This window comes from Aeromonas bestiarum (assembly GCF_000819745.1).
GTDB lineage: Bacteria > Pseudomonadota > Gammaproteobacteria > Enterobacterales > Aeromonadaceae > Aeromonas > Aeromonas bestiarum.
On record NZ_CDDA01000025.1, the window covers coordinates 39,698 to 63,897 of the forward strand.

At 61.3% G+C, this 24,200-nt stretch carries 19 protein-coding genes and 1 tRNA gene; 7 read left to right on the forward strand and 13 right to left on the reverse strand.

Translation table 11 applies throughout. The features are described from left to right. The first annotated feature begins 629 nt into the window (after window positions 1-629). Window positions 630-1,130 (forward strand): thioredoxin family protein, encoded by a 501-nt coding sequence (locus tag BN1118_RS12825; RefSeq protein ID WP_043556463.1) that lies wholly within the window; start codon window positions 630-632, stop codon window positions 1,128-1,130. A gap of 61 nt (window positions 1,131-1,191) precedes the next feature. Continuing rightward, on the forward strand, window positions 1,192-1,815 hold the full coding sequence (locus BN1118_RS12830; RefSeq protein ID WP_043556464.1) for a glutathione S-transferase family protein: 624 nt from the start codon (window positions 1,192-1,194) through the stop codon (window positions 1,813-1,815). An 83-nt stretch (window positions 1,816-1,898) separates the two neighbouring features. Here the strand turns inward: BN1118_RS12830 and maiA are convergent, their stop codons facing one another. The 6 genes from maiA to BN1118_RS12860 all read right to left on the reverse strand — a co-directional run bounded on the left by maiA (window position 1,899) and on the right by BN1118_RS12860 (window position 7,520). Beyond that, window positions 1,899-2,537: a maleylacetoacetate isomerase gene (gene maiA, locus BN1118_RS12835; protein ID WP_043556465.1), complete on the reverse strand. Its 639-nt coding sequence runs from the start codon at window positions 2,535-2,537 to the stop codon at window positions 1,899-1,901. 73 nt (window positions 2,538-2,610) lie between these two features. Further along, the gene (locus BN1118_RS12840; protein WP_043556466.1) at window positions 2,611-3,609 is read right to left on the reverse strand and encodes a fumarylacetoacetate hydrolase family protein; all 999 of its coding nucleotides are present in this window, start codon (window positions 3,607-3,609) and stop codon (window positions 2,611-2,613) included. 8 nt (window positions 3,610-3,617) lie between these two features. Next, entirely contained in the window at window positions 3,618-4,775 is a 1,158-nt protein-coding gene (locus BN1118_RS12845; RefSeq protein ID WP_043556468.1) for a homogentisate 1,2-dioxygenase, read from the reverse strand. Window positions 4,776-4,825: 50 nt separating this feature from the next. Continuing rightward, the gene (gene hppD, locus BN1118_RS12850; protein WP_043556469.1) at window positions 4,826-5,935 is read right to left on the reverse strand and encodes a 4-hydroxyphenylpyruvate dioxygenase; all 1,110 of its coding nucleotides are present in this window, start codon (window positions 5,933-5,935) and stop codon (window positions 4,826-4,828) included. 260 nt (window positions 5,936-6,195) lie between these two features. Then, a complete protein-coding gene (locus tag BN1118_RS12855; RefSeq protein ID WP_052449198.1) occupies window positions 6,196-6,864 on the reverse strand; it encodes an HAD family hydrolase in 669 nt (222 codons plus the stop codon). Then, window positions 6,861-7,520, reverse strand: coding sequence for a TIGR01621 family pseudouridine synthase (locus BN1118_RS12860; RefSeq protein ID WP_043556471.1), 660 nt, complete (start codon window positions 7,518-7,520; stop codon window positions 6,861-6,863). Before BN1118_RS12860 ends, BN1118_RS12855 begins: the two co-directional genes overlap by 4 nt. An 89-nt stretch (window positions 7,521-7,609) precedes the next feature. Here BN1118_RS12860 and BN1118_RS12865 point away from each other — a divergent pair, with 89 nt between their 5' ends. Then, window positions 7,610-9,217, forward strand: a complete 1,608-nt coding sequence (locus BN1118_RS12865) for a GGDEF domain-containing protein (RefSeq protein WP_043556472.1) — start codon at window positions 7,610-7,612, stop codon at window positions 9,215-9,217. Window positions 9,218-9,298: 81 nt separating this feature from the next. On the opposite strand, the gene BN1118_RS12870 is transcribed toward BN1118_RS12865, so the two are convergent. The 4 genes from BN1118_RS12870 to BN1118_RS12885 form a co-directional block, all read right to left on the reverse strand. Continuing rightward, window positions 9,299-10,852 (reverse strand): methyl-accepting chemotaxis protein, encoded by a 1,554-nt coding sequence (locus tag BN1118_RS12870; RefSeq protein WP_043556473.1) that lies wholly within the window; start codon window positions 10,850-10,852, stop codon window positions 9,299-9,301. Between the two features lie 155 nt (window positions 10,853-11,007). After that, a complete protein-coding gene (locus BN1118_RS12875; protein WP_043556474.1) occupies window positions 11,008-11,694 on the reverse strand; it encodes an AcvB/VirJ family lysyl-phosphatidylglycerol hydrolase in 687 nt (228 codons plus the stop codon). A gap of 9 nt (window positions 11,695-11,703) precedes the next feature. After that, entirely contained in the window at window positions 11,704-14,253 is a 2,550-nt protein-coding gene (gene mprF / locus BN1118_RS12880) for a bifunctional lysylphosphatidylglycerol flippase/synthetase MprF (RefSeq protein ID WP_043556476.1), read from the reverse strand. Between the two features lie 447 nt (window positions 14,254-14,700). After that, entirely contained in the window at window positions 14,701-16,326 is a 1,626-nt protein-coding gene (locus tag BN1118_RS12885) for an MCR-3-related phosphoethanolamine--lipid A transferase (RefSeq protein WP_043556478.1), read from the reverse strand. A 499-nt stretch (window positions 16,327-16,825) separates the two neighbouring features. Here BN1118_RS12885 and BN1118_RS12890 point away from each other — a divergent pair, with 499 nt between their 5' ends. Further along, window positions 16,826-18,031 carry an MFS transporter gene (locus BN1118_RS12890; protein WP_043556479.1) on the forward strand — a complete coding sequence of 402 codons (1,206 nt, stop codon included), beginning with the start codon at window positions 16,826-16,828 and terminating at the stop codon, window positions 18,029-18,031. A gap of 63 nt (window positions 18,032-18,094) precedes the next feature. On the opposite strand, the gene BN1118_RS12895 is transcribed toward BN1118_RS12890, so the two are convergent. Further along, window positions 18,095-18,182, reverse strand: a tRNA-Ser gene (locus BN1118_RS12895). A gap of 184 nt (window positions 18,183-18,366) precedes the next feature. On the opposite strand from BN1118_RS12895, the gene BN1118_RS12900 reads away from it, so the two are divergent. The 3 genes from BN1118_RS12900 (at window position 18,367) to BN1118_RS12910 (ending at window position 21,879) form a co-directional block, all read left to right on the forward strand. After that, window positions 18,367-19,023 carry a Bax inhibitor-1/YccA family protein gene (locus tag BN1118_RS12900; protein ID WP_042652487.1) on the forward strand — a complete coding sequence of 219 codons (657 nt, stop codon included), beginning with the start codon at window positions 18,367-18,369 and terminating at the stop codon, window positions 19,021-19,023. 334 nt (window positions 19,024-19,357) lie between these two features. After that, window positions 19,358-21,511, forward strand: a complete 2,154-nt coding sequence (gene yccS / locus BN1118_RS12905; protein WP_043556482.1) for a YccS family putative transporter — start codon at window positions 19,358-19,360, stop codon at window positions 21,509-21,511. Between the two features lie 26 nt (window positions 21,512-21,537). Further along, window positions 21,538-21,879: a TusE/DsrC/DsvC family sulfur relay protein gene (locus tag BN1118_RS12910; RefSeq protein ID WP_043556483.1), complete on the forward strand. Its 342-nt coding sequence runs from the start codon at window positions 21,538-21,540 to the stop codon at window positions 21,877-21,879. 97 nt (window positions 21,880-21,976) lie between these two features. Here the strand turns inward: BN1118_RS12910 and dedD are convergent, their stop codons facing one another. Both dedD and folC read right to left on the reverse strand, forming a co-directional pair. Beyond that, the gene (dedD, locus tag BN1118_RS12915) at window positions 21,977-22,753 is read right to left on the reverse strand and encodes a cell division protein DedD (protein WP_043556486.1); all 777 of its coding nucleotides are present in this window, start codon (window positions 22,751-22,753) and stop codon (window positions 21,977-21,979) included. A gap of 185 nt (window positions 22,754-22,938) precedes the next feature. Beyond that, window positions 22,939-24,198 (reverse strand): bifunctional tetrahydrofolate synthase/dihydrofolate synthase, encoded by a 1,260-nt coding sequence (gene folC, locus BN1118_RS12920; RefSeq protein ID WP_043556487.1) that lies wholly within the window; start codon window positions 24,196-24,198, stop codon window positions 22,939-22,941. Window positions 24,199-24,200 lie beyond the last annotated feature (2 nt).

Consider the following 24,200-nt stretch of genomic DNA (forward strand, 5'->3'; position numbering starts at 1 on the left):
TACCGCTAACTGTTATGCCCATGACAATTTTCAAAGGAAGGTTAATTCTCGATACGCAACCGGTTCGCATCTATTATGGGTGCGACGATGTTAGGTTTTATCGACTGTCATAAACGTGATAACAGGATCAAAACACCAAAAATATATTAAATATCAATTTAAAGTATCGATACAAACAACCAACACAGCACAAGCATAACACTTTCCGGTGCTAGCCAAGGAGTGAACTGAACCACAGCTGTATCACCAACACAGATGGAACCTCAGCAAAACAATATTTTATATATGGGTTCGGTCAAATATACAGAGATATGAAATCCACCTTTATCACCAGCGTGACGGGTATTATGTTCTATGGCGCTGAATACAAGCGTGCACACGACGGCCACTTATTATTCGCCATTTTCCCGCATCAATATCCCAAGGGACGGGAGCTGTATTCCACTCTCCCCATTTCATTCCCTGAAGCAGCCAGCGGCCAACACGGCCACACCGACAAAGGCACCTTTCTAATCCATCATTCCCATTTTTCGCATATGCCCTGCCACTCTTGCCGCTTGGCGAAGGGGTTCGCTCGTGTCACATTGTTGCGGCTTGGAAGCAACGAACAACAACACAAGGAGAAGAGGATGAAGCGACTGCTATTGCCGCTGCTGCTTGGCACGGCCCTGTTCCATGGCGAGGCGTACAGCACCGGCCATCTCTGGGCCAGCACACTGCCCGATTACAGCCAGGGGTATGACGAGCGGCGGGATCCGGTGCAGGATCTGGCCGCCGCAACCACCAAAGCCAGTGCCGAGGGCAAGAAGGTCCTGCTGCTGGTGGGCGGTGAGTGGTGCAGCTGGTGCCAGGAGATGAACCACTTCCTGGACCGGGAGCCAGCCCTTGCCAGCCAGCTCAACCAGACCTTCGTGGTGGTCAAGGTGAACGTCAGCAAGGCGAACAAGAACGAGCCCTTCCTAAAACGCTACCCCGAGTATCTTGGGGTGCCCCACTTCTACGTGCTGGATGCCGAAGGCAAGTTGCTGGAGTCTTTCAACACAGGGCTGCTGGAGAAGGGAAAGAGCTACGACGAGGCGAAATTCGGCAAGTTTATCGCCTTCTTCCAGCCCAAGACGGCCCGCAGCTGACCCGCCAATCGATGAAACCCTGTCATGGATAAGCCCAGACTCACCACACAAGGACGAAGAGATGATACGGATATTGGGCAAGGCCTCGTCAATCAATGTGCGCAAGGTGCTGTGGACCTGCGCCGAGACGGGTCTCCCTTTCGAGCTGGAGGAGTGGGGAGCGGGCTTCAAGCCGACGGATACCCCCGAATTCCTGGCAATGAACCCGAACGCCATGGTGCCTGTCATTCAGGATGGCGACTTCACACTGTGGGAATCAAATACCATCATCCGCTACCTGGCGGCGCGCTACGGCCAAGCCGCTCTCTATCCAGCCGAGGCACGCGCGAGGGCCATGGTCGATCAATGGATCGATTGGCAAGCATCGGATTTGAACGCCGCCTGGCGCTACGCCTTCATGTCGCTGGTCAGGCATTCGCCCTTGCATCAGGACAGCCGGGCACTCAGCGCGGGATGTGCGGATTGGTCCAGATACATGCAGATCCTGGATCGACATCTCCAGGCAACCGGTGCTTATGTGGCTGGGAGCCGCTTCTCGCTCGCGGATATTCCCATCGGCCTGTCGGTCAACCGCTGGCTGGAAACGCCGTTTGACCGGCCACCACTGCCGGCCGTGAATGACTACTACCAGCGATTGAGTGAACGGCCCGGCTTTTGCCTGTATGGATGCAACGGGACGCCATGAGATGAATCGAGCGGGAGGGGGACAACAGCGTTGAGCAGTGCGGGTTGGGCCGGTGTCATGCAGCCCAACCCGCATGCACAATGTCAGACCTGCGCATCCGGCTGCAGCTCCGGGGCGGCCTTGATAAAGGCCTGCAGCTGCTCGCAGTTGGCGACGATGCGGGCGATGGTGGGGTACTCATCCAGGGTCATGTCATAGCGGCGGGCGTTGTAGACCTGGGGCACCAGCATGCAGTCGGCCAGGGTAACCTCGTTGCCGACGCAATAGACGCCGGCCGTGGTCATCAACAAGGGTTCGAGTACCCTGAAGGTCTCGTCAATCCAGTGGCGATACCAGGCATCACGCTGCGCCTTGCCCAGCCCCAGCTCCTGCTCCAGATAGTTGAGCACCCGCAGGTTGTCGAGCGGGTGCGTGTCGCAGGCGATCATGTTGACTATCTGGCGCACCCTGGCTCGCGCCTGGGCGGCCGAGGGCATCAGCGGATAGGCGGGATAGGTCTCGTCGAGGTACTCCATGATGGCAACCGACTGACCGAACTGCACATCCCCGTCGATGAGGAAGGGCACCAGCCCCTGGGGGTTGATGCGATGATAGGCCTTCTCGCGCTGCTCGCCCTGCCGCAGGTTGACTGGGTGATGCTCGTAATCGAGCCCCTTGAGCTGCATCACGATCCGCACCCGATAGCTTGCCGATGAACGCCAATATCCAAACAACTGCAACATAATCTGTCCCTGTGTTGGCAGGTGCAAGGGCACCTGCCGTTCACCAGTCGGCCCTGTGCCCGCACTGGCTCCTTCACGTCATCTGGCTGACATCCTGTTGCGTGACTTTTTGCAAAATGGTGCCAAACAGACTCATCCCGTTGCGATCCTGCATCGCGATGGACACTGTATCACCAAAGCGCAGAAAGGGTGTAGTGGCTTGACCTGACTCGATAATTTCCAACATGCGCAGCTCGGCTAGGCAGGAGGACCCGGCACTGCGGTCATAGTTGGAGACGGTCCCCGAGCCTATGATGCAGCCAGCCCCGAGCGGCCGGGTTTTGGCGGCGTGGGCGACCAGCTCATGGAAGTTGAAGGTCATGTCCACCCCGGCATTGGGGGCACCGAACAGGGCGCCGTTGAGATAAGTTTCCAGCGGCAGATGCACCTTGCCCTCCTGCCAGTCGCTCCCCAGCTCGTCCGGGGTGATGGCCACCGGCGAGAAGGCGCTCGACGGTTTGGACTGGAAGAAGCCAAAGCCCTTGGCAAGCTCGCCCGGGATCAGGTTGCGCAGGCTCACGTCGTTCACCAGCATCAGCAGCTTGACGTGGGCGGCCGCCGCCTGCGGGCTCGTCCCCATGGGCACGTCGTCGGTGATGATGGCCACCTCCGACTCGAAATCGATACCCCACTCCTCGGAACCCATCACTATGGGGCCGCGGGGGGCCAGGAAGCAATCCGAGCCGCCCTGGTAGATCAGGGGATCGTGCCAGAAGCTTTCCGGCATCTCGGCGCCGCGGGCCTTGCGCACCAGCTCCACGTGGTTGACGTAGGCGCTGCCGTCGGCCCACTGGTAGGCACGGGGCAAGGGCGAGAGACTCTCACTCTCATCAAACGGGAAGGCATCGGCACAGGTGCCATCGTTGAGGGTCTGATAGACGGCGGCCAGCTTGGGCTCGGTCTCGGCCCACTCATCGAGGGCCGCCTGCAGGGTGGGGGCGATGGACGCCACCCGCACCGCACGGCTCAAATCCCGACTGACCACTACCAGGGCGCCATCGCGCTTGCCGTTGTTCAAGGTTGCAAGTTTCATAAAAATCCTTATTTGCTGGTGGCAGTCATGAGGTCCGGGCGCTGCCAGCTGCTGACGTAGCGCGGGTTCTCCACCCCTTCGCACAGGCCGCCAACATTGAGCGCATCGCGGGTATCCAGCATCACGGCCACCTCGTCGGTGAACTTCTTGGCATAGGCCTGCCCCGCCGCAAACGCCTTGGGATGGGGGCCGTGGGTAAAACCGGCGGGGTGGAAGGTGACCATGCCCCGCTCGATGTTGTCCCGGCTGAAGAAGTCCCCGGCGTGGTAGAAGAGCACCTCGTCGTAGTCGTCATTGCTGTGATAGAAGGGCACCTTGAGGGCGCCGGGGTCGCTCTCTATGGGGCGCGGCACGAAGGTGCAGACGACGAACCGGCTCGCCACGAAGGTGGAGTGGGCCGAGGGCGGCAAGTGGTAGCGGTGGCTCATCAGCGGGCGAATGTCGCGCCAGTTGAGGCGCACCACGCACAAGTCCCCGTGCCAGCCCAGCGCATCCAGCGGGTTGAAGGGCCAGGTGATGACGGAGACCTGGTTGTGGCGCTTGACCTGCAGCGACCAGGGATTTTCATCCTGCTGGGCCAGAAAGGCCGGGTCTATGGCAGGTACATCCAGCGCCGCCGGATCGAAGATGGCATGATTGCCCACCAGCCCCTTGTCCGGCAGCTGATAGCTGTCGTTGGTCGCCTCTATCATCAGGATGAACAGGGGCGCCGTGGGTTCGATGCGCCACATGGTGCCACGGGGGATCACCACATAGTCGCCGTCCCGCAAGGTCAGGTGGCCGTAGTCGCAGTAGAACTCTCCGCTCCCCTCGTGGATGAACAGCAGCTCGTCGCCGTCGGCGTTGCGCACCAGAAACGGCATCGCCTCCTGCAGGCGCCACATCCGGTAGCGGCAGTGGGCATTGTGCAGAATATCCGGCATCACCCAGGGGGAGAGGGAGCTCACCTCCTCCTGCAGACCGTTCAAGTCAAACGCCCTCGGCCGCAGCGGCCCCTCCCAGTTGGTCCAGTCGGTGGGAGCATGCTTGTGGTGCATGTGGGTGGCGGGACCGAAGAAACCGGCCCGCCCCAGTTCACGCTCATAGATGGCCTGCTCGGGCAGATCGGCATGAGCCTGGCGGGAGTGGGTCCCCTCCCGATGGGGAAAACTTATCCAGTTACGCATCGCCAAATACCTCGCATGAGTGGAGCATGGTTCGATGAAGTCGGATCCCGTTACGCATCGCTGGGCTCTCCGCTCAAGACGCCACGGCGGATCTGATCCAGTTCAATGGATTCGAACAGTGCCTGGAAGTTGCCCTCGCCGAACCCCTCGTTGCCCTTGCGCTGGATGATCTCGAAGAACACCGGGCCTATGACGGTGTCGGTGAAGATCTGCAACAGGATGCCATCTTTCGTCGGCGAGCCGTCGATCAGGATCCGCAGCGCTTTGAGCGCCTCCAGATCCTCCTGATGGCCCTCGACCCGGCTGTTGACCTTCTCGTAATAGGTGTCCGGCGTTGGCATAAAGCCGGTGCCGCGGCCACGCAGGGTGCGTATGGTCTGGTAGATGTCGCTGGAGGCCAGGGCTATGTGCTGGATCCCCTCCCCCTTGTACTGACGCAGGTACTCCTCGATCTGGGACTTGTCGTCGGAGGATTCGTTGATGGGGATCCGAATTTTGCCACAGGGGGCCGTCATGGCACGGGAATGCAGGCCGGTCAGCTTGCCTTCGATGTCGAAGTAGCGAATTTCGCGAAAGTTGCCGATCCGCTCATAGAAGTTCGACCAGACATCCATGTTGCCGCGTTGAACGTTGTGGGTCAGGTGATCTATCTCGTAAAGCCCGGCATCCACCTCGGCCATGCGTGCCTGCCAGTCCGGGTAGAAGACGAAATCCACGTCATAGATGGAGCCCTTGTCGCCGTAGCGGTCGACAAACGACAGCGTGCTCTCGCCTATGCCGTAGATGGCGGGGATGTTGAGCTCCATGGGCCCTATCTTGCCGACGAAGGGCTTGGCGCCCTTGGTGATGGCAAACTGCTGGGCCTTGCCCGCATCGCTCACCCGAAACGCCATGCCGCAGACGCTCGGCCCGTGCAGGCTGGCGAACTGCTCCGCCTGGGAGTGAGGCTCGGCGTTGACCACGAAGTTGATGTCGCCCTGGCGGTAGAGCCAGCACTGCTTGTGCTTGTGTTGCGCCACCTCGGCGAACCCCAGCGAGACAAACAGCGCCTTGAGGGCGGCTATGCCTTTGGCATCCGGCGCCGTGTACTCGACGAATTCGAAACCATCGGTGCCGAGGGGATTGATGGTATGGGAACGGGAAGAGGAAGTGGTCGTCATGATGCGCTCCTTGCAATGTGCTGATGACTGAAAGTGGTTAAAGCGGGTTGACGCAGCGGCGCACTGTCAGGCCGGCCACGGCACCAATCGGTCCATTGTTAACAACTTGTTTCATTAGAAGCAGGTGCGCGGCAGAAGAGAAGAGGCGGGTTTCAGATAGTTTCCCCGCCCCCTCGCCAAAAGATGTAAATAGATTGTGACATTGAGGCCGTAGCCTTGCGGATCGCCCCACGGCGACCCGGCAGGCTGTCAGCTTTCCCTTACAGCCGCCACTGTTTGGGCACTAGGTGGGGCAAGCGCGCCTGCGCTTTTTGCAGACGAAGGGGGGTGGGGTTGATGAGCCAGGCCTGTGCCCCCAGCGCCAGCAGCGGCAGATCGTGCAGGCTGTCGCTCAAGCTGAGTACCGCGGCGAGGGCGCGGATCTCGGGCAGGATCTTGTGGCGGCCGTGGCAGTAAAAACGCGGCATCAGACCGCCGCAGCGGTAATGCATCCGCGAGCCCAGGGTGCAATGGGGCAGCGTGCCGGGCAGTTGTTGATAGAGCTGGGCGCGTACCAGGGCGCGGGGGCTGGCGGAGATCACCCAGCAGCGCTCGTGCACGTCCGCCAGCAAGGCGCGCGCCTCGCGAAACAGGCCGGGCCGGGTGCGGCAGTAGGCCCGCACCAGTTTGCGCCAGCCAAGGGGCGAGAGCCCCAGGGTGATGGCCCACCAGATAAGTGAAATCCCCCGCCTGCGCTGGCTGGGTACAAGGTACACCAGGCCACCCAGCGCGATCACCGGCAGCAGCAACAGCGGCCAGAGGCGGCGACGCAATATGTAACGCAGCAGGCCGGCATGGCTGTCGCCCGGGGCCAGGGTGTCGTCAAAATCTGCCAGGATCCAGCCGCTGGCGGGCACCGGGTTCTCCGGCAGCTCCTGAGCGCCGCTCATTCGCTCAACCCCGCGATGGCGGCATCGAGATCGGGGGCGAGAAACATCTCACCCTCATCGGGGGGGCAGATAAAATCGAATGCTTCGTCTCCCAGGGTGAAACTCAGACGCCAGGCGTGCAGGTAGCCGCGATCGGCCACCGTGCCGCCGTAGCGCTCATCCCCCAGAATGGGCGCCCCTATGCTTTTGAGGGCGACCCGGATCTGGTGGGTCTTGCCGGTCTGGGGCTTGATGCGGTAGAGCCGCAAGCCCTCGCGCACCGGCACCGAGTCGAACCAGCTGATGGCGGGGTTGTCCTGGCTGCGCGCCAGCATCCAGCTGCCGCCACGCCCTTTTTGCATGTCCCCCTTGACCCAGCCCTGCTTCTTCTTGGGCTTGCGATCGGAGAGGGCCAGATACTGCTTGCTCACCTGCCGGTCCGCAAACGCCATGCTGAGCGCCCGGTTCGCCGCCGTGGTACGCGCCAGCAACACCAGCCCGGAGGTCATCTTGTCGAGCCGATGGACGGGATAGAGAACGAGCCCTGTGTCGGCCTTGACCCGACTGACCAGGCCCGGATTGACCAGACCGGACTCGTCGGTCTCGTCGTGCATGCCAAGGCCGGGCCCCTTGTTGATCACCATGAAATCTTTGTGCTGCGCTAGTATCCGGTACATCAATAACCCTTTAGAATCTGTTTCATTACAAGAATATGACCCTCTCAAGGGGTCGCACCCCATGAACACTCAGAACAAGACTCGCACGGATGAAGAGATGCTTGCTTTGGTTGCTGCTGATTGGCGCCAGTCACGCCATGCCCCTACGGGCCAGCGAATCCCCGCTTGAAGCGCCGGAACATGTGGTGCTCCAGCTGCGCTGGCTGCACCAGCCCCAGTTTGTGGGCTACCACATGGCCAAGGCCAAGGGCTTCTATGCCAGGGCCGGACTGGACGTGGAGATAAGGCCGGGTGGCAAGGGCATAAGCCCGGTGGAGGAGGTGCAAAGCGGTCGCGCCGACTTTGGCGTGGGCAACACAGAGGTGCTGACCGCCTATGCCAAGGGCACGCCCTTGCTGGCGCTCGCCTGCGTCTTTCAGCACTCCCCGTCCATCTTTCTGGCCCGCCGTGACAGCGGCATTCTCACCGTTGATGGCATGCGTGGCAAACGGATCATGATGTTTTCCGCCCATCAGGACGCCGAGTTGCTGGCCACCCTTTACTATCAGGGCCTCAATGAGCACCAGCTCACCCCGATCCAGACTTCGGTCAATATCGAGGATCTCATCGAGGGCCGGGTCGATATCTTCAACGCCTACCTCAGCAACGAGCCCTTCTATCTGGAAGAGCGCGGCATCCCCGTCTCCGTCATCAACCCGCGCAATTACGGCATCGACTTCTACAGCGACATACTGTTCACCACTCAGGCGCAGGAGCAGGCCCACCCGGACCGGGTGGCGCGTTTTCGCGCCGCCAGTCTCGAGGGGTGGCGCTATGCCCTCGCCCACCCCCAGGAGGCCATAGCCCTGCTGCGCAAGGCGTATGGCGTCAACCGCAGTCAGGCCCACATGGAGTACGAGCTGCAGGTGAGCAAGGAGATGATCCAGCCGCTCTATGTGGAGATCGGGTATATGAACCCGGATCGCGTCACCCACATCATGCAGCAGCTGGCCGAGATCGGCCTCATTCCCAAGCCGGTGCCGCTGACCGGCTTTCTCTATCAGGCCCCCTCCGAACAATGGGTCTTCTGGCGCCCCTGGTTTTTGCTGAGTCTGACGGCTTGCGCGCTGATCCTGCTGCTGGCTGTCTACCTGCTGGTGTGCAACAAGCGCCTCAATCGCGAGATCGCCCTGCGCCAGCAGCGGGAAGAGGAGATATTGCAGCTGGCACGGCGAGATCCCCTCACCGGCCTGCCCAACCGCCTGAGCCTGATGGAGCGACTGGAGGCGCAGATCATGAGCCCCAGCCCAGGTTGTCTGCTGTTTTGCGATCTCAACAACTTCAAGCAGGTCAACGACGGCTTTGGCCACAGCCACGGGGATGCCATCCTCTGCCAACTGGCGGAGCGGATCACCCGCAGCCTCAACCACCAGCGCTTCTTCGCCAGACTGGCCGGTGACGAGTTCGTGCTCTTGCTGCCCGATCAGGATCTGGGCGAAGCCGAGACCATAGCCGAGGTGATCCGGATGGCCATGGCCCAGCCTTTTCAGGTCAACGAGCATCTGCTGGCGATCGGCATCAGCGTCGGGATCAGCCAATACCAGCCGGGGTGGCGCGCCGAGCAGTGGCTGATCCACGCCGATCGCGCCATGTACAACGACAAGGGGATCGAGCTGGCCCCCGCTAATGCCGGCCAGGGTCAAGCTCTGCCTGACTGACGGCGTCAGACCGGCTCCAACGCCACAAGGCCACCCCGCGGGGTGGCCTTGTGGTTATCAACACCAAGGGCGCAGGCAGACTTAGCCGAAGGTCTGCCCCAGAGATTTGAGCTGTCTGGCCTTGGTCAGCAGGATCTCGCTCGACTCGTCCACATCCTGCATCTTGTTACTGTTGGCGTGGGAGTGCTGGGAGATGAGGTTGACGTTCTGGCTGATGTCCTCGACCACCGCCTGTTGCTGCTCCGCCGCCGCCGAGATCTGGGCCGAGAAGTCCATCACCAGCTCGATTTCGGCCAGCACCTGATGCAGGCTGCCGGAGCCCTGCCGGGTCATCTCCACACAGGCCTGGGTCTGTTGCAGGTTGTTCTGCATCATGCCCTTCCAGCCATTCAGGGTGCGCTGGATCTGGCTGATGCTGCTCTGGATCTGCTCGGTCGCCTTGTGGGTACGGGTCGACAGGGTGCGCACCTCGTCCGCCACCACAGCAAAGCCGCGCCCCTGCTCGCCCGCCCTGGCCGCTTCGATGGCGGCGTTGAGCGCCAGCAGGTTGGTCTGATCGGCTATGCCCTGGATCTCCCCCATCAAGACCCCGATGCGATCCGATTCGCTGGCCAGCGCCACCGCCGAGGCAAAGGCGTGCTCCGCCTCCGTCGCCAGCTCGGTGATCTTGCGTTCCGTGTCGATGAGCTGGCGATCCGTGTGCTGGCAATGGGTCTTGGCCTGGGCTATCTGGCTGTTGGTGTCCTGGATGTTGCGGGCTATCTCCTGCGCCGTGCTCGCCATCTGAGTGATGGCCGCCGCCATCTGCTGGGTCTGGGCATCCTGCTCGGCAATGTCCGAGCTGGCCTCGCTGGAGGCACTCTTCAGGTGCACCGCCAGATCCTGCAGGGCGTGGGTGGCATCATCCACCCGCCCCAGCACGGTCCGGATGCGGGCCTGCAGCAGCTTGATGTGAAAATCGGCGATGGCACTCGGCTCCTGCCCCGAATAGATGAGCCGGGTCAGGCTGTCATACTCCTCGGCCAGCTGCTGCAGATAACGGGGGGTAGTGATGAGCTCGTGGCGATAGAGCAGGCCCAGCAGCACCAGCGGCAACGCCATATAGAGTGGCGCCCAGGAGCCAAGCTGCACGGCCCCCAACCAGCCCAGCGCCAGCAGCCCAGCCCCGGCGACCCCGTGGCGCAGCCGTGACAGGGAAAGACGGGGCTGGCGACCCCCTTGTTCGGCGGCGCGCAAGCGGGCATAGGTGCGGGCGGCAATGTCCTTCATCTGCGGATCGGCGCGGCAGCGCACCGACTGATAACCGTTGACCTTGCCCTGCTCGAAGATGGGGGTGACATAGGCATCCACCCAGTAGTAGCGGCCATCCTGGCAGCGGTTCTTCACCATGCCGCGCCACGGCTGGCCCTGCTTGAGCTTGCCCCACAGATCGGCAAACGCCGCCTTGGGCATGTCGGGGTGGCGCACCATGTTGTGGTGCTGGCCCACCAGTTCGGCGCGGCTGTAACCGGCCACCTGGCAGAAATGATCGTTGGCATAGGTGATCACCCCCTGCAGATCCGTGGTGGAGACCAGCTGTTCATCGGCAGGGAAATCCACTTCCTGATCAACAAGATGGGTCTTTTGTTCACGCATATCGCACTCCCTTCTGAGCCATTGCTCAACAAAGTGTTGGGAAGTGGTCAGACCCTGTAAAGGGCGGCGTGAGCAGAGTGTGACAAGGGATACCTAAACAACATTTAGCAGGAAGAGTGGCCAAACTTGAGCTAGCGCCACATCAGGTCCGACCATCACGGCAAGGAGAGGTGACTGGTGATGGCCTTGAACAGTACCGGATAATCATCCTCGAAATGGTGCGAGCCGGGCAGGGTCACAGTGGTCACGTTGGGCTGCTGCAACCGGGGGCAGAGCCGCACCGGAGAGTCGTCATCCGCCCCCTGCATGCAGAGCATGGGCAGGGTGTGGATGGCATTGACCTCGGGCTGGGTGGGGTAGCTGCCCGCCTTGTCGTGCGCCACCATGTCGCTGACATGAATCTCGAAATCGGAGGCAGTCGAGGGGGAGAGCATCACGGCCCCCACCAGACTCTTGCGATAGGGCTCGGGCAACCGGTTGATGACGAAGGGCACTATCTCGGCCCCGAAGGAGAAGCCCACCAGCAGCCAGCGCTGGCGCCCCCAGCGGGACTGGTAATCCGCCAGCACGCGCACCAGATCGGCGGTAACCTGCTGCGGATCCTTCTTCTTCCAGTAGTAGGTAAGCGAGCTCCAGCCCACCACCGGCATGCCGTGCTGCTGAAACTGGGCACTCAGCCCCTTGTCGAGCGCCGCCCAGCCACCATCCCCGCTGAGAAACACCACCATGGGTGCCGCCAAGGCTTGCGCCACCGGCAGCTCCACCAGACCCAGATCCTCTTTCACCGACGCGGCAAAGAGCGGAAATGCACAGCACGCCAACAGCAATAACAGGGCTCTCATGGCCGACTCCTATTTCTTTATCAGCCCGAACGGGCCTCGGCTTATCAGGGAAATCAAGTTGGTCAGGGTTCTGGGCAGCACCAGCTTGCCGGTGCAGAGCAGATAACGGGGCTCCCAGCGCGGAGAGAACTTCTCCTTGTAGCGTCTGAGCCCCTGGAAATTGTAGAAACGGCTGCCACGGGTAAAGATGGTGTTGCCAAGCCGGGTCCAGTAACCGCTCAAGGGGTGGTCGTTGAAGCCGGACATGGGCGCCATGCCGAGGTTGAAGCTGGCATAGCCCTCGGCCTTGCCCCACAGCAGCAGCTCGACGAACAGAAAGTCCATGATGGGCGCCGTGCCCGTGTCCAGGCTGTAGCGCATCAGATCGATGGAGAGGCTCTCCTTGTTGTCGCTGACCCAGAGGTTGGCAAAACCGACTATCTGCCCGCTGTGCCGCACCAGCGCTGCCGGGCTCAGGCTGAGGTAGTCGGGTTCGAAACTGCCGACCGAGAAGCCCTTCTCCTTGCCCTGCTTGCTCTGCAGCCAGGTATCGGAGACCTCCTTCAACCTGGGCAGCAGCGCCGGTAGCTGATCTGCCGCCACCACCTCGAACGACAGCCCCTCCCGCTTGCCCTTGGCATGGCTCTGGCGCAGGTTGCGCAGCCGGCTGCCAGCCAGATCGAAGGCCGGCAGGTCGACGATGGCCTCCTCCCCCAGCTTGAACGGGATCAGCCCCAGTTCGAGATAGAACGGCAGGTAGCGGGCCGACACCTGATAGAACACCGGGCTGGCATCGTGCTGGTCGCACAACTCCCGAAACTGCCACAGCAGCTCCTCGATAAGCTCGGGCTGACCGATGGGGTCCCCCATCACGATCCAGCCATTCCCCTCGACGCCATACATGAGAAACGCCTCGCCGCCGGGGTGAAACAGCAGCGACTTGTCACCAAGCTGGGCCAGGTAGCCATGACAGCCCCCTTCGCGCACCACCAGCGCCTGGGCCCGGGCCAGCTCCTCCGGCTCCGGCTTGCGACCCGAGACCCGCAGCGGCGCCAGCAGTTGCGCCACCCCGACCACGGCCAGCACGGCCACCACGCTGCCCATGGCCCGCAGGCCGCGGGAGGCGGCGCCATGGGGCGAGAAGTGGAACCAGAGGGCGTGGTCATACTCCACCTGCCGGTAGGAGAAGAGCAGCAGCCAGAGCGCCCCCAGCAGCACGGCCCCCACCGAGATGAGCCAGCCCGGGGTGAACTGGGCGTGGAGCAGGGAGCCCTTGCGATAGAACAGGGCGCGACAGGGGGTGATGATGAGCAAAAACAGCCCGAGCAGCAGGGCCGATTCCCAGTCAAACCCCTTGAGCAGGGAGAAGATCATCCCCAGCGCCAGCAGCAGCTGGGTGATGCGAAACGCGGCATCGTGGCGCCGGTAGAGGCTGCGCGCCAGCAGGATCAACAGCACGCCGCTGACGCTGCCGAGCACGTGGGAGAGCTCCAACAGGTGCAGCGGCAATACCTGCAAGAGGATCTCGATGCGCCCGCGCATGGTGGGGATCATGCCCGAACAGAGCAGCAGGCTGCCCGCCGCAAAGGCGCCCAGGCTGATCAACGCCGGCAGAAACTCGCGCACCGCCGCCATTATGCCCTGCAGGCGGCTCCAGCGGGCCCGCTGCTGCAACAGCTCCTGGCTGGTAAACAGCAAGAGGGCACAGAGGAAGGGCAGCACGTAATAGATGCAGCGATAGAGCAGCAGGGAGGCCAGCAGCTTGTCCACCGGCAGATACTTGGCGAGCAGCAGGCTCATGCTCGCCTCGAACACCCCGATCCCGCCGGGCACATGGGCCAGCACCCCGAGAAAACTGGCCAGCACGAAGGCGCCGAGCAGCACCGGATAGGGGACGCTGTCCGCCGGCAGCAGCACATAGAGCACGGCGGCCGCCGCCATCCAGTCCAGCAGCGCCACCAGCAGTTGCAGCAGCCGCGTCCTGAACACAGGCAGCACCAGTTGGTGACCACGCCAGGCCAGCGCCGGTTTTGGCCAGAACAGGTAGGCCAGCACGGCCAGCAACGCCATTCCCCCCGCCAGATTGAGCAGTCGATCGGCCCACAGCGGCCAGCTCGGCAACAGGGTGGAGGCCTGCCCCACCAGCAGAGCGCTGCCACCCCAGGCCAGCAGGCCGAGGAAGAAGGTGACTGAGCAGAAGACGATGACCCGGGCCACCTCCCCGGTGCCGAGCCCGAGCGAGGAGTAGATGCGATAGCGCACCGACGAGCCGGTCAGCAGGGCAAACCCCAGGGTATTGGAGAAGGTGTAGGCGATGAAGGAGGTAACCCCCACCTGCTGCCAGGGAAGGCGCTTGCCGAGGACATGCACCGCCAGCATGTCATAGCAGCAGAGACAGGCATAGCTGAGCAGCGTCAGCAACAGGGCCCCGCCCAGCAGCGGCATCGGCAAGGACCAGATGGCCAGCCGGATATCGTGCCAGTGCCAGAGGTGAGTCAGACGATAGAGGACGGCCAGTGCCGCCCCCAACAACAACAAGCTACATAACGGGCCTAACCAAGTGAACAGATGACGCCGCATTGCCAATTCCTACCGACGCGGATCATGGCTGCCCGCATCATGTTGCTGAAAACTGCCGCCAGCGACGGGGAATGCCCCGTGCCTTGACCTTTGATTGACCATGTTGCGAGCCCGCGACCGGCATATGGCACATGCAATATGTACCCTGCCCCGTCACGCGAACCCGGCTTGTCATGACATCCCACTTTATATCGACTTTTTTGGAAAAGACGAGCCTTGGCAGAAGAATAAATTACTCAGTCGCAGGCAGATTAATTCGCCTGCAATAAGGTGGCTTGCTCCCCGTGAATCACACCGCCTTCACTGGTGAATAAATAGCCAGCAGGTTCATCATACACGCGGTCCAACAAACGACCAGCAGGAACACACATCAGCCAGACAACAGCCATGGCCCGGCAACCCCCAAATAAAGAGGGGAGCCAGGCTCCCCTTTTTATCATTGGCTCATTATTGAACCGTTCGACACTGGCTGAACATATCCAGCTGCTTGTCATATACCGCCGTATCGACATCCCATATGCCCAGCACGGACGAGAATATATTGTCATGAGAGTAGCGAGTGCTGGCCGCATGTTGCTGCAGGCAATCGAGATTGACCCCCTTGTCCCGGGAAAAATCGGGCGACATCCACACCTGCATGGGCACCCGGGTCTGATCGTCCGGGGCAAATTTATAGGGCGTGCCGTGCAGATAAAGACCCAGGGCCCCCAATGATTCACCATGGTCCGAAATATAGACCAGCACAGTATTGTATTTGTCTTCGTATTTCTTCAGCTTGTCGATCATGCTGGCGACCACGTAATCGGTATAACGTATGGTGTTGTCGTAGGTATTTTCCAGCTCCTGATCGGTGCAATTCTCGATATCGCTACGCTGGCAGTCCGGCAGGAAATGGCGATGGGAACCCGGATAACGTTTGTAATAGGTAGGCCCATGGCTGCCAATCAGATGGAAACCCACCAGCTTGTCCCCTTTCATGGCGGCCAGTTCATCGTCCAGCCCCTCCAGCACCACTTCGTCATAGCAGGTGTTCTTGTCACAGAATTTGGGGTGATCCTGCGGCTTCACCACCATGTTGGGCACCCGATCACAGACCCCCTTGCAACCGCCGTCGTTTTCTTTCCAGAAGATGGAGATGCCGCTCTTTTGCAGCACATCCAGCAAGCCTTCGCTGTTGCGCGCCACATTGCCATCAAACTCGTTGCGCCCCATGTTGGAGAACATGCAGGGCACAGAGACAGCCGTCGCCGTGCCGCAGGAGCGCACATCCTTGAAGGAGATGATCCCCGCCTGCTTGCTGGTGAAGGGATTGGTCTCCTTGTGATAGCCATTCATGGAGAAGTTCTTGCCGCGGGCCGTCTCCCCCACCACCAGGAACATCATGGTCGGCTTGTCGGCCTTGCTCACCCGTTTGGCATCATCCCCCATGCGCTTGAAGGGGATGGGTTCGGCCAGATAGCGCTTGTAGAGGTATTTGGTGGTGCTGTACATGTAGTTGGCCGGGACTATCTCCCGATTCAGGGTCTGGTTGTTGCGACCGACCGAGGCGTAATCCTGATAATAAGCCGTGGCTATCAGCCCCAATACCAGCAGGGATACCAGCATGGAGAGTCCCCGTTGCAGCAGACCCTGATACCACTTCGCCGGATACTCAATCTTGATGAAAAACAGCAGCACGGCGGGCAAAACCCCGGCCAGCAGCACCCAGCTGACGAGAGGCATGCTCAGGTAGGAGTGAGCCTCGCTCTGGTTGGTTTCAAAGATGTTCTGGATCATGTTGCCATCAAACAGCACCCGATATTTCATCATGGTGTAGCTGGCGATGGCCCCCGTGATAAACAGGAAGGCAAAGAAAGGCTTGATGAAATAACGTATGGAAAAGGGTATGAATACAAAGTTCAGGGCCGCAACCAATACGATGGGAATGGAAATGGCAAACCCGAGCTTGACGTGTTCAAGTTGGGTCAATATTTCATAGAAATGCAGCAAAACTGACCAGTTGAGCAGAAAGGAAAAGATTAATGCCAACAGAAAAACAAATGGAACAATTCTTATTTTAAGAAAAGAAGGCATGTATATCTCCCTATTACACTTCTTTATTACACCGTTAAAATACTTATTCATGTTGGTGTTTAAATATTTGGCGCCGGATGGTAACAGAGCCATGAAGACACCGGGCAGGATATTTTCAGACGCCCCTGATAATGTGAGTCATGTCAATAAACACCAATAAAGATGCAGGCTAACCCACAATACTTAAGGAAAAATTAAGCAGCCCATGATAAATGGCCGCTCAAAAAAAGAGCGCCCACCGCCATGGATATGCACAAAGGCCGCCCCGACTATCTGTGGATGGTCAGTATGTACAGTGCTGGTCTCGACCATCCAGCACAGACGCCTGGCCAATGCAGAGCTCGATATAGAGCAATAACCCCTGCCACCGGGACAGGCTGCTGCGCCAGCCTGTCCCATTTGTCTGCGCTCCTGATCAGACGGTGCAGCCCTCAACCTTCGGCGGGCAGCGCGGCTGACTATGCTCTGAGAGAGCCGCTTCCGTGCAAGGCAAATCACCATGATCCCGCACTCGTCCCGTCACACACCCCTGAGCCAGATCCCGCGCGGTGTCTGGGTATTGGGCTTCGTCAGCATGCTGATGGATATCTCGTCCGAGATGATCCACAGCCTGTTGCCACTCTTCATGGTGACTGTGCTCGGCAGCAGCGCCCTCACAGTCGGCCTCATCGAAGGGGCGGCGGAAGCCACGGCGCTGATGGTCAAGGTCTTCTCCGGCACCCTGAGCGACTATCTGGGGCGACGCAAGGGGCTGGCCCTGCTGGGTTACGGGCTGGGTGCCTTCACCAAGCCGCTGTTTGCCATGGCATCCGGCAGCGGACTCGTACTCGCGGCGCGACTGCTGGACCGAGTCGGCAAGGGCATTCGGGGCGCACCCCGCGATGCGCTGGTAGCCGACCTCACCCCGGCGGCGCTGCGCGGCGCCGCCTTCGGCCTGCGCCAATCCCTCGACACGGTCGGCGCCTTGCTCGGCCCCCTGCTGGCGGTGGGATTGATGCTGCTCTGGCACGACGATTTTCGCGCCATCTTCTGGCTGGCCGTCATACCCGGGCTGGCTTCGGTCGCCCTGCTCGCCATCGGCCTGCGCGAACCCGCACAGCCCGGGCCCGCCGTGCGCAGCAATCCCTTGCGGCGCGACAATGTGCGCCGGCTGGGAGTGAGGTACGTGTGGGTCGTCGTCATCGGCGCCCTGTTCACCCTGGCCCGCTTCAGCGAAGCCTTTCTGGTGCTGCGCGCCCAGCAGACCGGCATGCCGCTGGCCCTGGTGCCGCTGGTCATGGTGGCGATGAACCTGGTCTATGCCCTGTCGGCCTACCCGTTCGGTCGCCTCTCGGATCGCCTGCCTCACACCTGGCTGCTGATATGGGGAATGTTGGTGTTGATCGCGGCCGACCTGACCCTGGCCGCGAGTACCCACTGGGCCGTCATGCTGGCGGGGGTGGCACTGTGGGGCGTGCACATGGGGATGACCCAGGGGCTGCTGGCCGCCATGGTGGCCGCCACGGCACCCGCTGATCTGCGCGGCACCGCCTATGGTCTCTTCAATCTGGTCAGCGGCCTCGCCATGCTGCTGGCCAGCCTGGTGGCGGGCTGGATGTGGGATAGCCTGGGCCCGGCCTTTACCTTCTACACGGGCGCGGCCTTCTGCCTGCTCACCCTGCTGATACTGCTCTGGCGAACAGGCTCAACCCCTGACAACGGATGAAAAGCCCAATCACAGGCAGCAAAAAGACCCAGACAACGAGGTTGTCTGGGTCTTTTATGAAGATGGCGGAGGAGGTGGGATTTGAACCCACGGATGGTCGCCCATCGCCGGTTTTCAAGACCGGTGCATTCAGCCGCTCTGCCACCCCTCCGAACGGCGTGCATACTACGTCAAGCCCTTGTTCATATGCAATACATATTTGTTCTGGGATAGTAGGGGGCAACAGGCTGGGGTAGCGCTTGAAATCAGCGCTCGTCATCCCCACATTCAGTGCATACAATGCGATAACGAAGCGGAATCTGCCGCCTCAACCGGAAATCAAGAGGACACCCAAGATGGATACCCGTTCTATCTACACTGGCACCCAGAGTGCCGCGCGCGATACCAACAAGGTGCTGCGCAACACCTATATGCTGCTCTCCCTCACTCTTGGCTTCTCTGCCGTTGTGGCCGGGGTCGCCACCGTGATGAACATGCCGCCCCTGCACTGGGCCGTGTTCCTTATCGGTGTGTATGGTCTGATGTTCCTGACCCAGAAGAACCGCGAAAACGGCATGGGGCTGGTGTTCACCTTCGCCCTGACCGGCCTGCTCGGCTACAGCCTGGGCCCCATCATCAACATGTACATGAACAATGGTGGTGGCGAGATAGTGATGACGGCCCTGGGCGGCACGGCGCTGACTTTCTTCGGTCTGTCCGCCTATGCCCTGACCACCAAGCGTGACCTCTCCTTCATCGGTGGCATGCTGTTCGTCGGTTTCTGGGTGCTGCTGGTGGCCATGGTCGCCAACATCTTCCTGCAGATGAGCGCCCTGAGCCTGGCCCTGTCGGCCATGTTCATGCTGTTCTCCTCCGGTGCCATACTGCTGACCACCCAGCAGATCATCCGGGGCGGCGAGACCAACTACATCTCCGCCACCGTGACCCTGTATGTCTCCATCTACAACATCTTCCTGAGCCTGCTGAGCCTGCTTGGCGGCAACCGCAACTGATGAACAACCCCGCTTCGGCGGGGTTTTTATTGATGCCTGTTTCTGTCAGGATAAGTTGTAAATCAAGGATATGAAGCTAAGCGGCCCTGATCCAAATCAGGGCCGCTTCGCGCTTGGCGGGTTAGTATCCCGTTCTCGTTTCGTTCAAGGGTTGCTCTTGTCTCATGCCGATGGATTTCTCTGGCCTGCTGCGCCGACTGCTGACTGACAGTCACATCGATTTTGCTTCGCTCAAGGGTGGTGCCTAGCATGCCCATGGACTTCTCTGGTTTGTTACACCGACTGCTGACTGACAGTTACATCGATTTTGCTTCGCTCAAGGGTGGTGCCTAGCATGCCCATGGACTTCTCTGGTTTGTTACGCCGACTGCTGACTGACAGTCACATCTATTTCGCCCTCAAGGTGTTGCTGGCCATGGTGGGGCTGCTGGCCTTCACCCTGGCGACGGGCAACATCCAGCTCACAGTGCTGCTCTCCCTCGGGGTGGTGGCCGGCGCCATCGCCGAAACCGACGACAGCCTGTGGGGCCGGGTCAAGAACCTCGGTATGACGCTGCTCTGCTTCCTGTTTGCCTCGCTCTGCGTCCAGTACCTCTTCCCGACGCCCTGGCTGTTTGCCCTGGGGCTCGCCGGGTCGACCTTCATCTTCGTGATGGTGGGGGCGCTGGGCCAGCGTTACGCCACCATCAGCTTCGGCTCCCTACTGATTGCCATCTACACCATGCTGGGGGCCGCCAAGGCACCGGATCTCTTCTACCAGCCGCTGGCGCTCGGCGCGGGCGCACTCTGGTACGGCCTGGTCTCCCTCATCTGGCTCTGGCTGCTGCCCTACAAGACGTTGCACGAGCAGCTGGCCCAGAGCTACTTTGCCCTCGGTCGCTATCTGCTGGAGAAATCCCGCTTCTTTCCGGCAGACGAACACGGCGCCCAGGCCATTCGCCACAATCTGGCCCAGCTCAACATCAATCTGGTCAATGCGCTGACCCTCACCAAGTCGGCACTCAACGCCCGCCTCAGCACCCGCCATCAGGCGGCGCCCGAGCTTGCCAGCCTGCTGCGCCTCTACCTGCTGGCGCTGGAGATCCACGAACGGGCCACCTCCAGCCACTACCCCTACAGCAAACTGGAAGAAGAACTCAAGCAGGGCATAGTCCTCGACGGCTTCCAGGAGGTGTTCCTGCAGCTGTCGGAGGCGTGCCAGCGGCTCGGTTACGCCATCCTGGTGCACAAGCCCTATGCCCACAACAAGCGCATCCACTGGACCCTGGAGGCCCTCGGCGATCAGCTGGAGTTCACCCACCTCAAGCAGCACTATCCCAAGACGCTGCTGACGCCGATGAAGTTCCTGCGCCGCAACCTGGCCAGCATCAACCAGCTGCTGGGCAGTGCCGAGGAGCTGCAAAACCCGGCCCAGGCACAGGCAAGCCTGCCGGCCCTGGCGCGCCCGCCCCGCCTGCCGCTGCTGACCCAGCTCAAGCAGCATCTGACCCCGAACTCCATGGTGTTTCGCCACGCCCTGCGCCTGTCGCTCGGGCTGGTGGTGGGCTACGGCATACTGCAGGCCTTCAATCTGGACAAGGGTTACTGGATCCTGCTGACGGTGCTGTTCGTCTGCCAGCCGAGCTACAGCGCCACCCGTCGCCGGCTGGTGCAGCGCATGCTCGGCACCTTCGCCGGCCTGCTGGTGGGGATCCCCGTGCTCTGGCTGTTCCCCGAACTGCACGTCCAGCTGGTGGTGATGGGGCTGGCGGCCTTCCTGTTTTTCACCCAGGTACGCAGCAACTACAGCGCCGCCGTCTGCTTCATCACCCTCTATGTGCTGATGGCATTCAACCTGCTGGACGGCATAGGTTTTGCCATCCTGGGACCGCGCATGCTAGATACCTTCCTCGGCTGCCTGCTCTCCTATGCCCTGGTGGCCTGGCTGTGGCCGGACTGGCAGTACAAGCGGCTGCCGACGCTCATCGCCAACTCACTGTCAGCCAACGCCCGCTATCTGGCGGCCGTGCTCGCCAGCCTGCAACAGCAAAGAGATGAATCCATCGACTACCGGGTAGCCCGCAAGAGCGCCCATCTGGCGGACAGCGAGCTGGCCATGGCCTGGCAAAGCATGCTGGTGGAGCCACAGAAGCGTCGCCGCTTCCTCGATCTCTGCTTCACCCTCACCTGGCGCAACCACGCCCTGCTCTCCTACATCTCGGCGCTGGGCGCCCATCGCGACAAGCTGGAAGCCATAGGCGAGCTCGACGAGATCAGCCGCCACCTGAGCCATACCCTGGAGCGCGCCGCCGGTCACCTGGCGGGGGAGATGCCAGCGCAGATCGAAGGCCAGTGCCCTGTCATCACGCCGGACAGCAGCGAGGAGCAGCTGATGCTGACCCAGCAGCTCACCCTCATCAGCCAGCTGGCGGATGAATTGCTTACCCTGGCCAACGAGAGCCGGTTGCTCACCGGGGAGCAAGGCGCTACCATGCCCGCCCAATCCTGATAGCCCTATTTGTGAGGAGCCCTCTTATGGCTGAGCATCAGCTGGCATTCAACGGCCGCAGCATCGAAACCGATGCCAAGGGCTACCTGCTCAACAGCAGCGACTGGAGCGAGGAACTGGCGCAGGTGCTGGCCGAGCAGGAAGGCATAGTGCTGGAGGAGCCCCACTGGGAAGTAGTGCGTTTCGTGCGAGCCTTCTACCTGGAGTTCAACACCTCCCCCGCCATTCGCGCCCTGGTCAAGGCGATGGAGAAGCAGTATGGCCCCGAGAAGGGCAACAGCCGCTATCTCTACAAGCTGTTCCCGGAAGGGCCCGCCAAGCAGGCCACCAAGATAGGCGGCCTGCCAAAACCGGTGAAATGCATCTAAAAACCGGCCTGCCTCTCGCTGAGAGACCATGAGCAGGTGCTAAAAAAATACCGCGCCTTGGCGCGGTATTTTTTATTCGGCGTTCGTCAAACCCGCATCAGGGGTTGTAAGCCACCACTGAACCACTGAGCCCCGTCATCTGGCCGATACGACCCTGCATGCCCTGCAGCTTGGCCTTGGAGACATCCGGCCCGATGAAGACGCGGTTGAGCTGACCCTGCACCGGCGTTCTTGGCGAGGTGTGAGCCGAGTAGCCCGCCGCCCGCAATTTGCCCACCAGGGCATTGACGCTGTCAACGTTCTTGAAGGCGCCGAGCTGCAGGATCCAGCTGCCCTGAGCCGGCACGGCCGCGGCGGGTGCCTGCGTGGTCGGCTGCACCATCTTGCTGGCGATGAGATCATCCATCGACTTGATCTGACCCGCCTGCGGCTTGGTCTCCACCGGTTTTTTCACTTCCACTGGCTTGGGCGGTACCGGCTTTGGCTTGGGCGGCTCGACCGGCTTCTTGGCGATCACCTCGGGCTTGGGCTTGACGACTGGCTGAGTCACCGGCTTGGTGGCAGGCGGCTGGGTCTGCGTCGCCGGAGTCTTGTTGGCAGCGAGTGTGACCGGATCCGAAACTTCCTCGACCTGCCACTGCTCGGCGGCAGAGGCCTGCTGCTGGCTGGCCAGATGTTCCGCCGGCAAGGCGCTGGCGGCAGAGACCTGCAGCGCCGGTTTGGCGGGTTCAAGCTCGGGGCGCAGCGGTATCTTGGCAAACGCCTCTTCCTTTTGCTCCAGCTTGTGGCCGTCCATCAGATCCGGCAGAAAAATGACAACCAGGGCCACCAGGATGACGGTCCCCACCAATCTGTTCTGAAACTTCGAAGCCAAGTTAATTCCCACCCATGTTACTTAGAATTAATTGCAATTTTGCGGACAACAATAACGGACGGACTCCTCAAGCCATGCTGTTTTGCAACCTCGAAGCCAGGTTGATTCCTGCCCATGTTGCTTGGCTTATGGCGCGCCGAACAGGGCGCGGCCCTAGGCCGTACCGCTCAACCTGCCAGTGCCGATCAGGACGCAGTGCCTGCCAGAATGTCGGCGACAGTGTAAAACGAACCAAACACAATGACCATATCATCAGGACTCGATGCGGCCAACGCTGCCTGGTAGGCGGTGCGGACGTCATCAAACTCCCTAGCTGGCCCCTTGCCCTCCCCCAGCGCGGCAGCGAGCTGCTCGGCAGTGGCGGCGCGCGGGCCGGTGAGACTGGCCAGATACCACTCGCCAATCAGGCCGTCGAGTTCGGCGAGCGAGCCCGCCATGTCCTTGTCTTTTAGCATGCCGACCACTGCGCGGCGCACGCCTGCGCAGGGGATCTGGCGCAGCTGGCTCGCCAGATAGGCCGCCGAATGGGGATTGTGCGCCACATCGACGATGACCAGGGGCTCGCTTTGCAACCGCTGCATCCGGCCAGCCAGCCTGGCATTGGCCAGCCCGGCACGGATGGCAGACTCCGGCAGAGGCAAGCCTAGCGACTCCAGCGCCGCCAGCACGGTCACCGCATTCATCAGCGGCAGGGCCGGTTTTGGCAGATCCCGCCACTGGTTGAGGCCGTGGTAATCCCAGCCGGTGTCGTGCTCATCGCCGTGGAAGTCGCGGCCGACCTGACGCAGGTAGGCACCGAGGCGCTGCGCCTCTGAGGCTATGGTCGCTGGCGGGTTGGGCTCGCCGCTGATGGCGGGTTTGCCGGCGCGATACACTCCCGCCTTCTCCACTGCCACAGCTTCGCGGGTATCTCCCAGCCAGTCGCAGTGATCGAGCGCGATGGAGGTGATCATGGCCACATCGGACTCCACCACGTTGGTGGCATCGAGCCGACCGCCCAGCCCCACTTCCAGCAGCAGCACGTCCGGCGCGGCGCGGCAGAAGAGCCACAAGCCCGCCAGGGTGGCGAACTCGAAGAAGGTGAGCGCTATCTCGCCACGGGCCGCTTCCACCTCGGCAAAGGCGGCGCAGTGATCGCCGTCAGCCAGCTCGGCGCCGTCGATGCGCACCCGCTCGGTAAAGCGCAGCAGATGGGGGGAGGAGTAGACGCCGACCTTGTAGCCCGCGGCCATCAATATGCTGGCCGCCATGGCACAGCTGGAGCCCTTGCCGTTGGTGCCCGCCACAGTAATCACCTTGAACGGCAGTTGGGTAAGACCCATGCGCCGGGCGACGGCACCGACCCGCTCCAGTCCCATGTCGATGTTGACCGGGTGGATCTGCTCCAAATAAGAAAGCCAGTCGACCAGCGACCGGCTTTGGGATTGTTGCATGTTTGAACTCATCT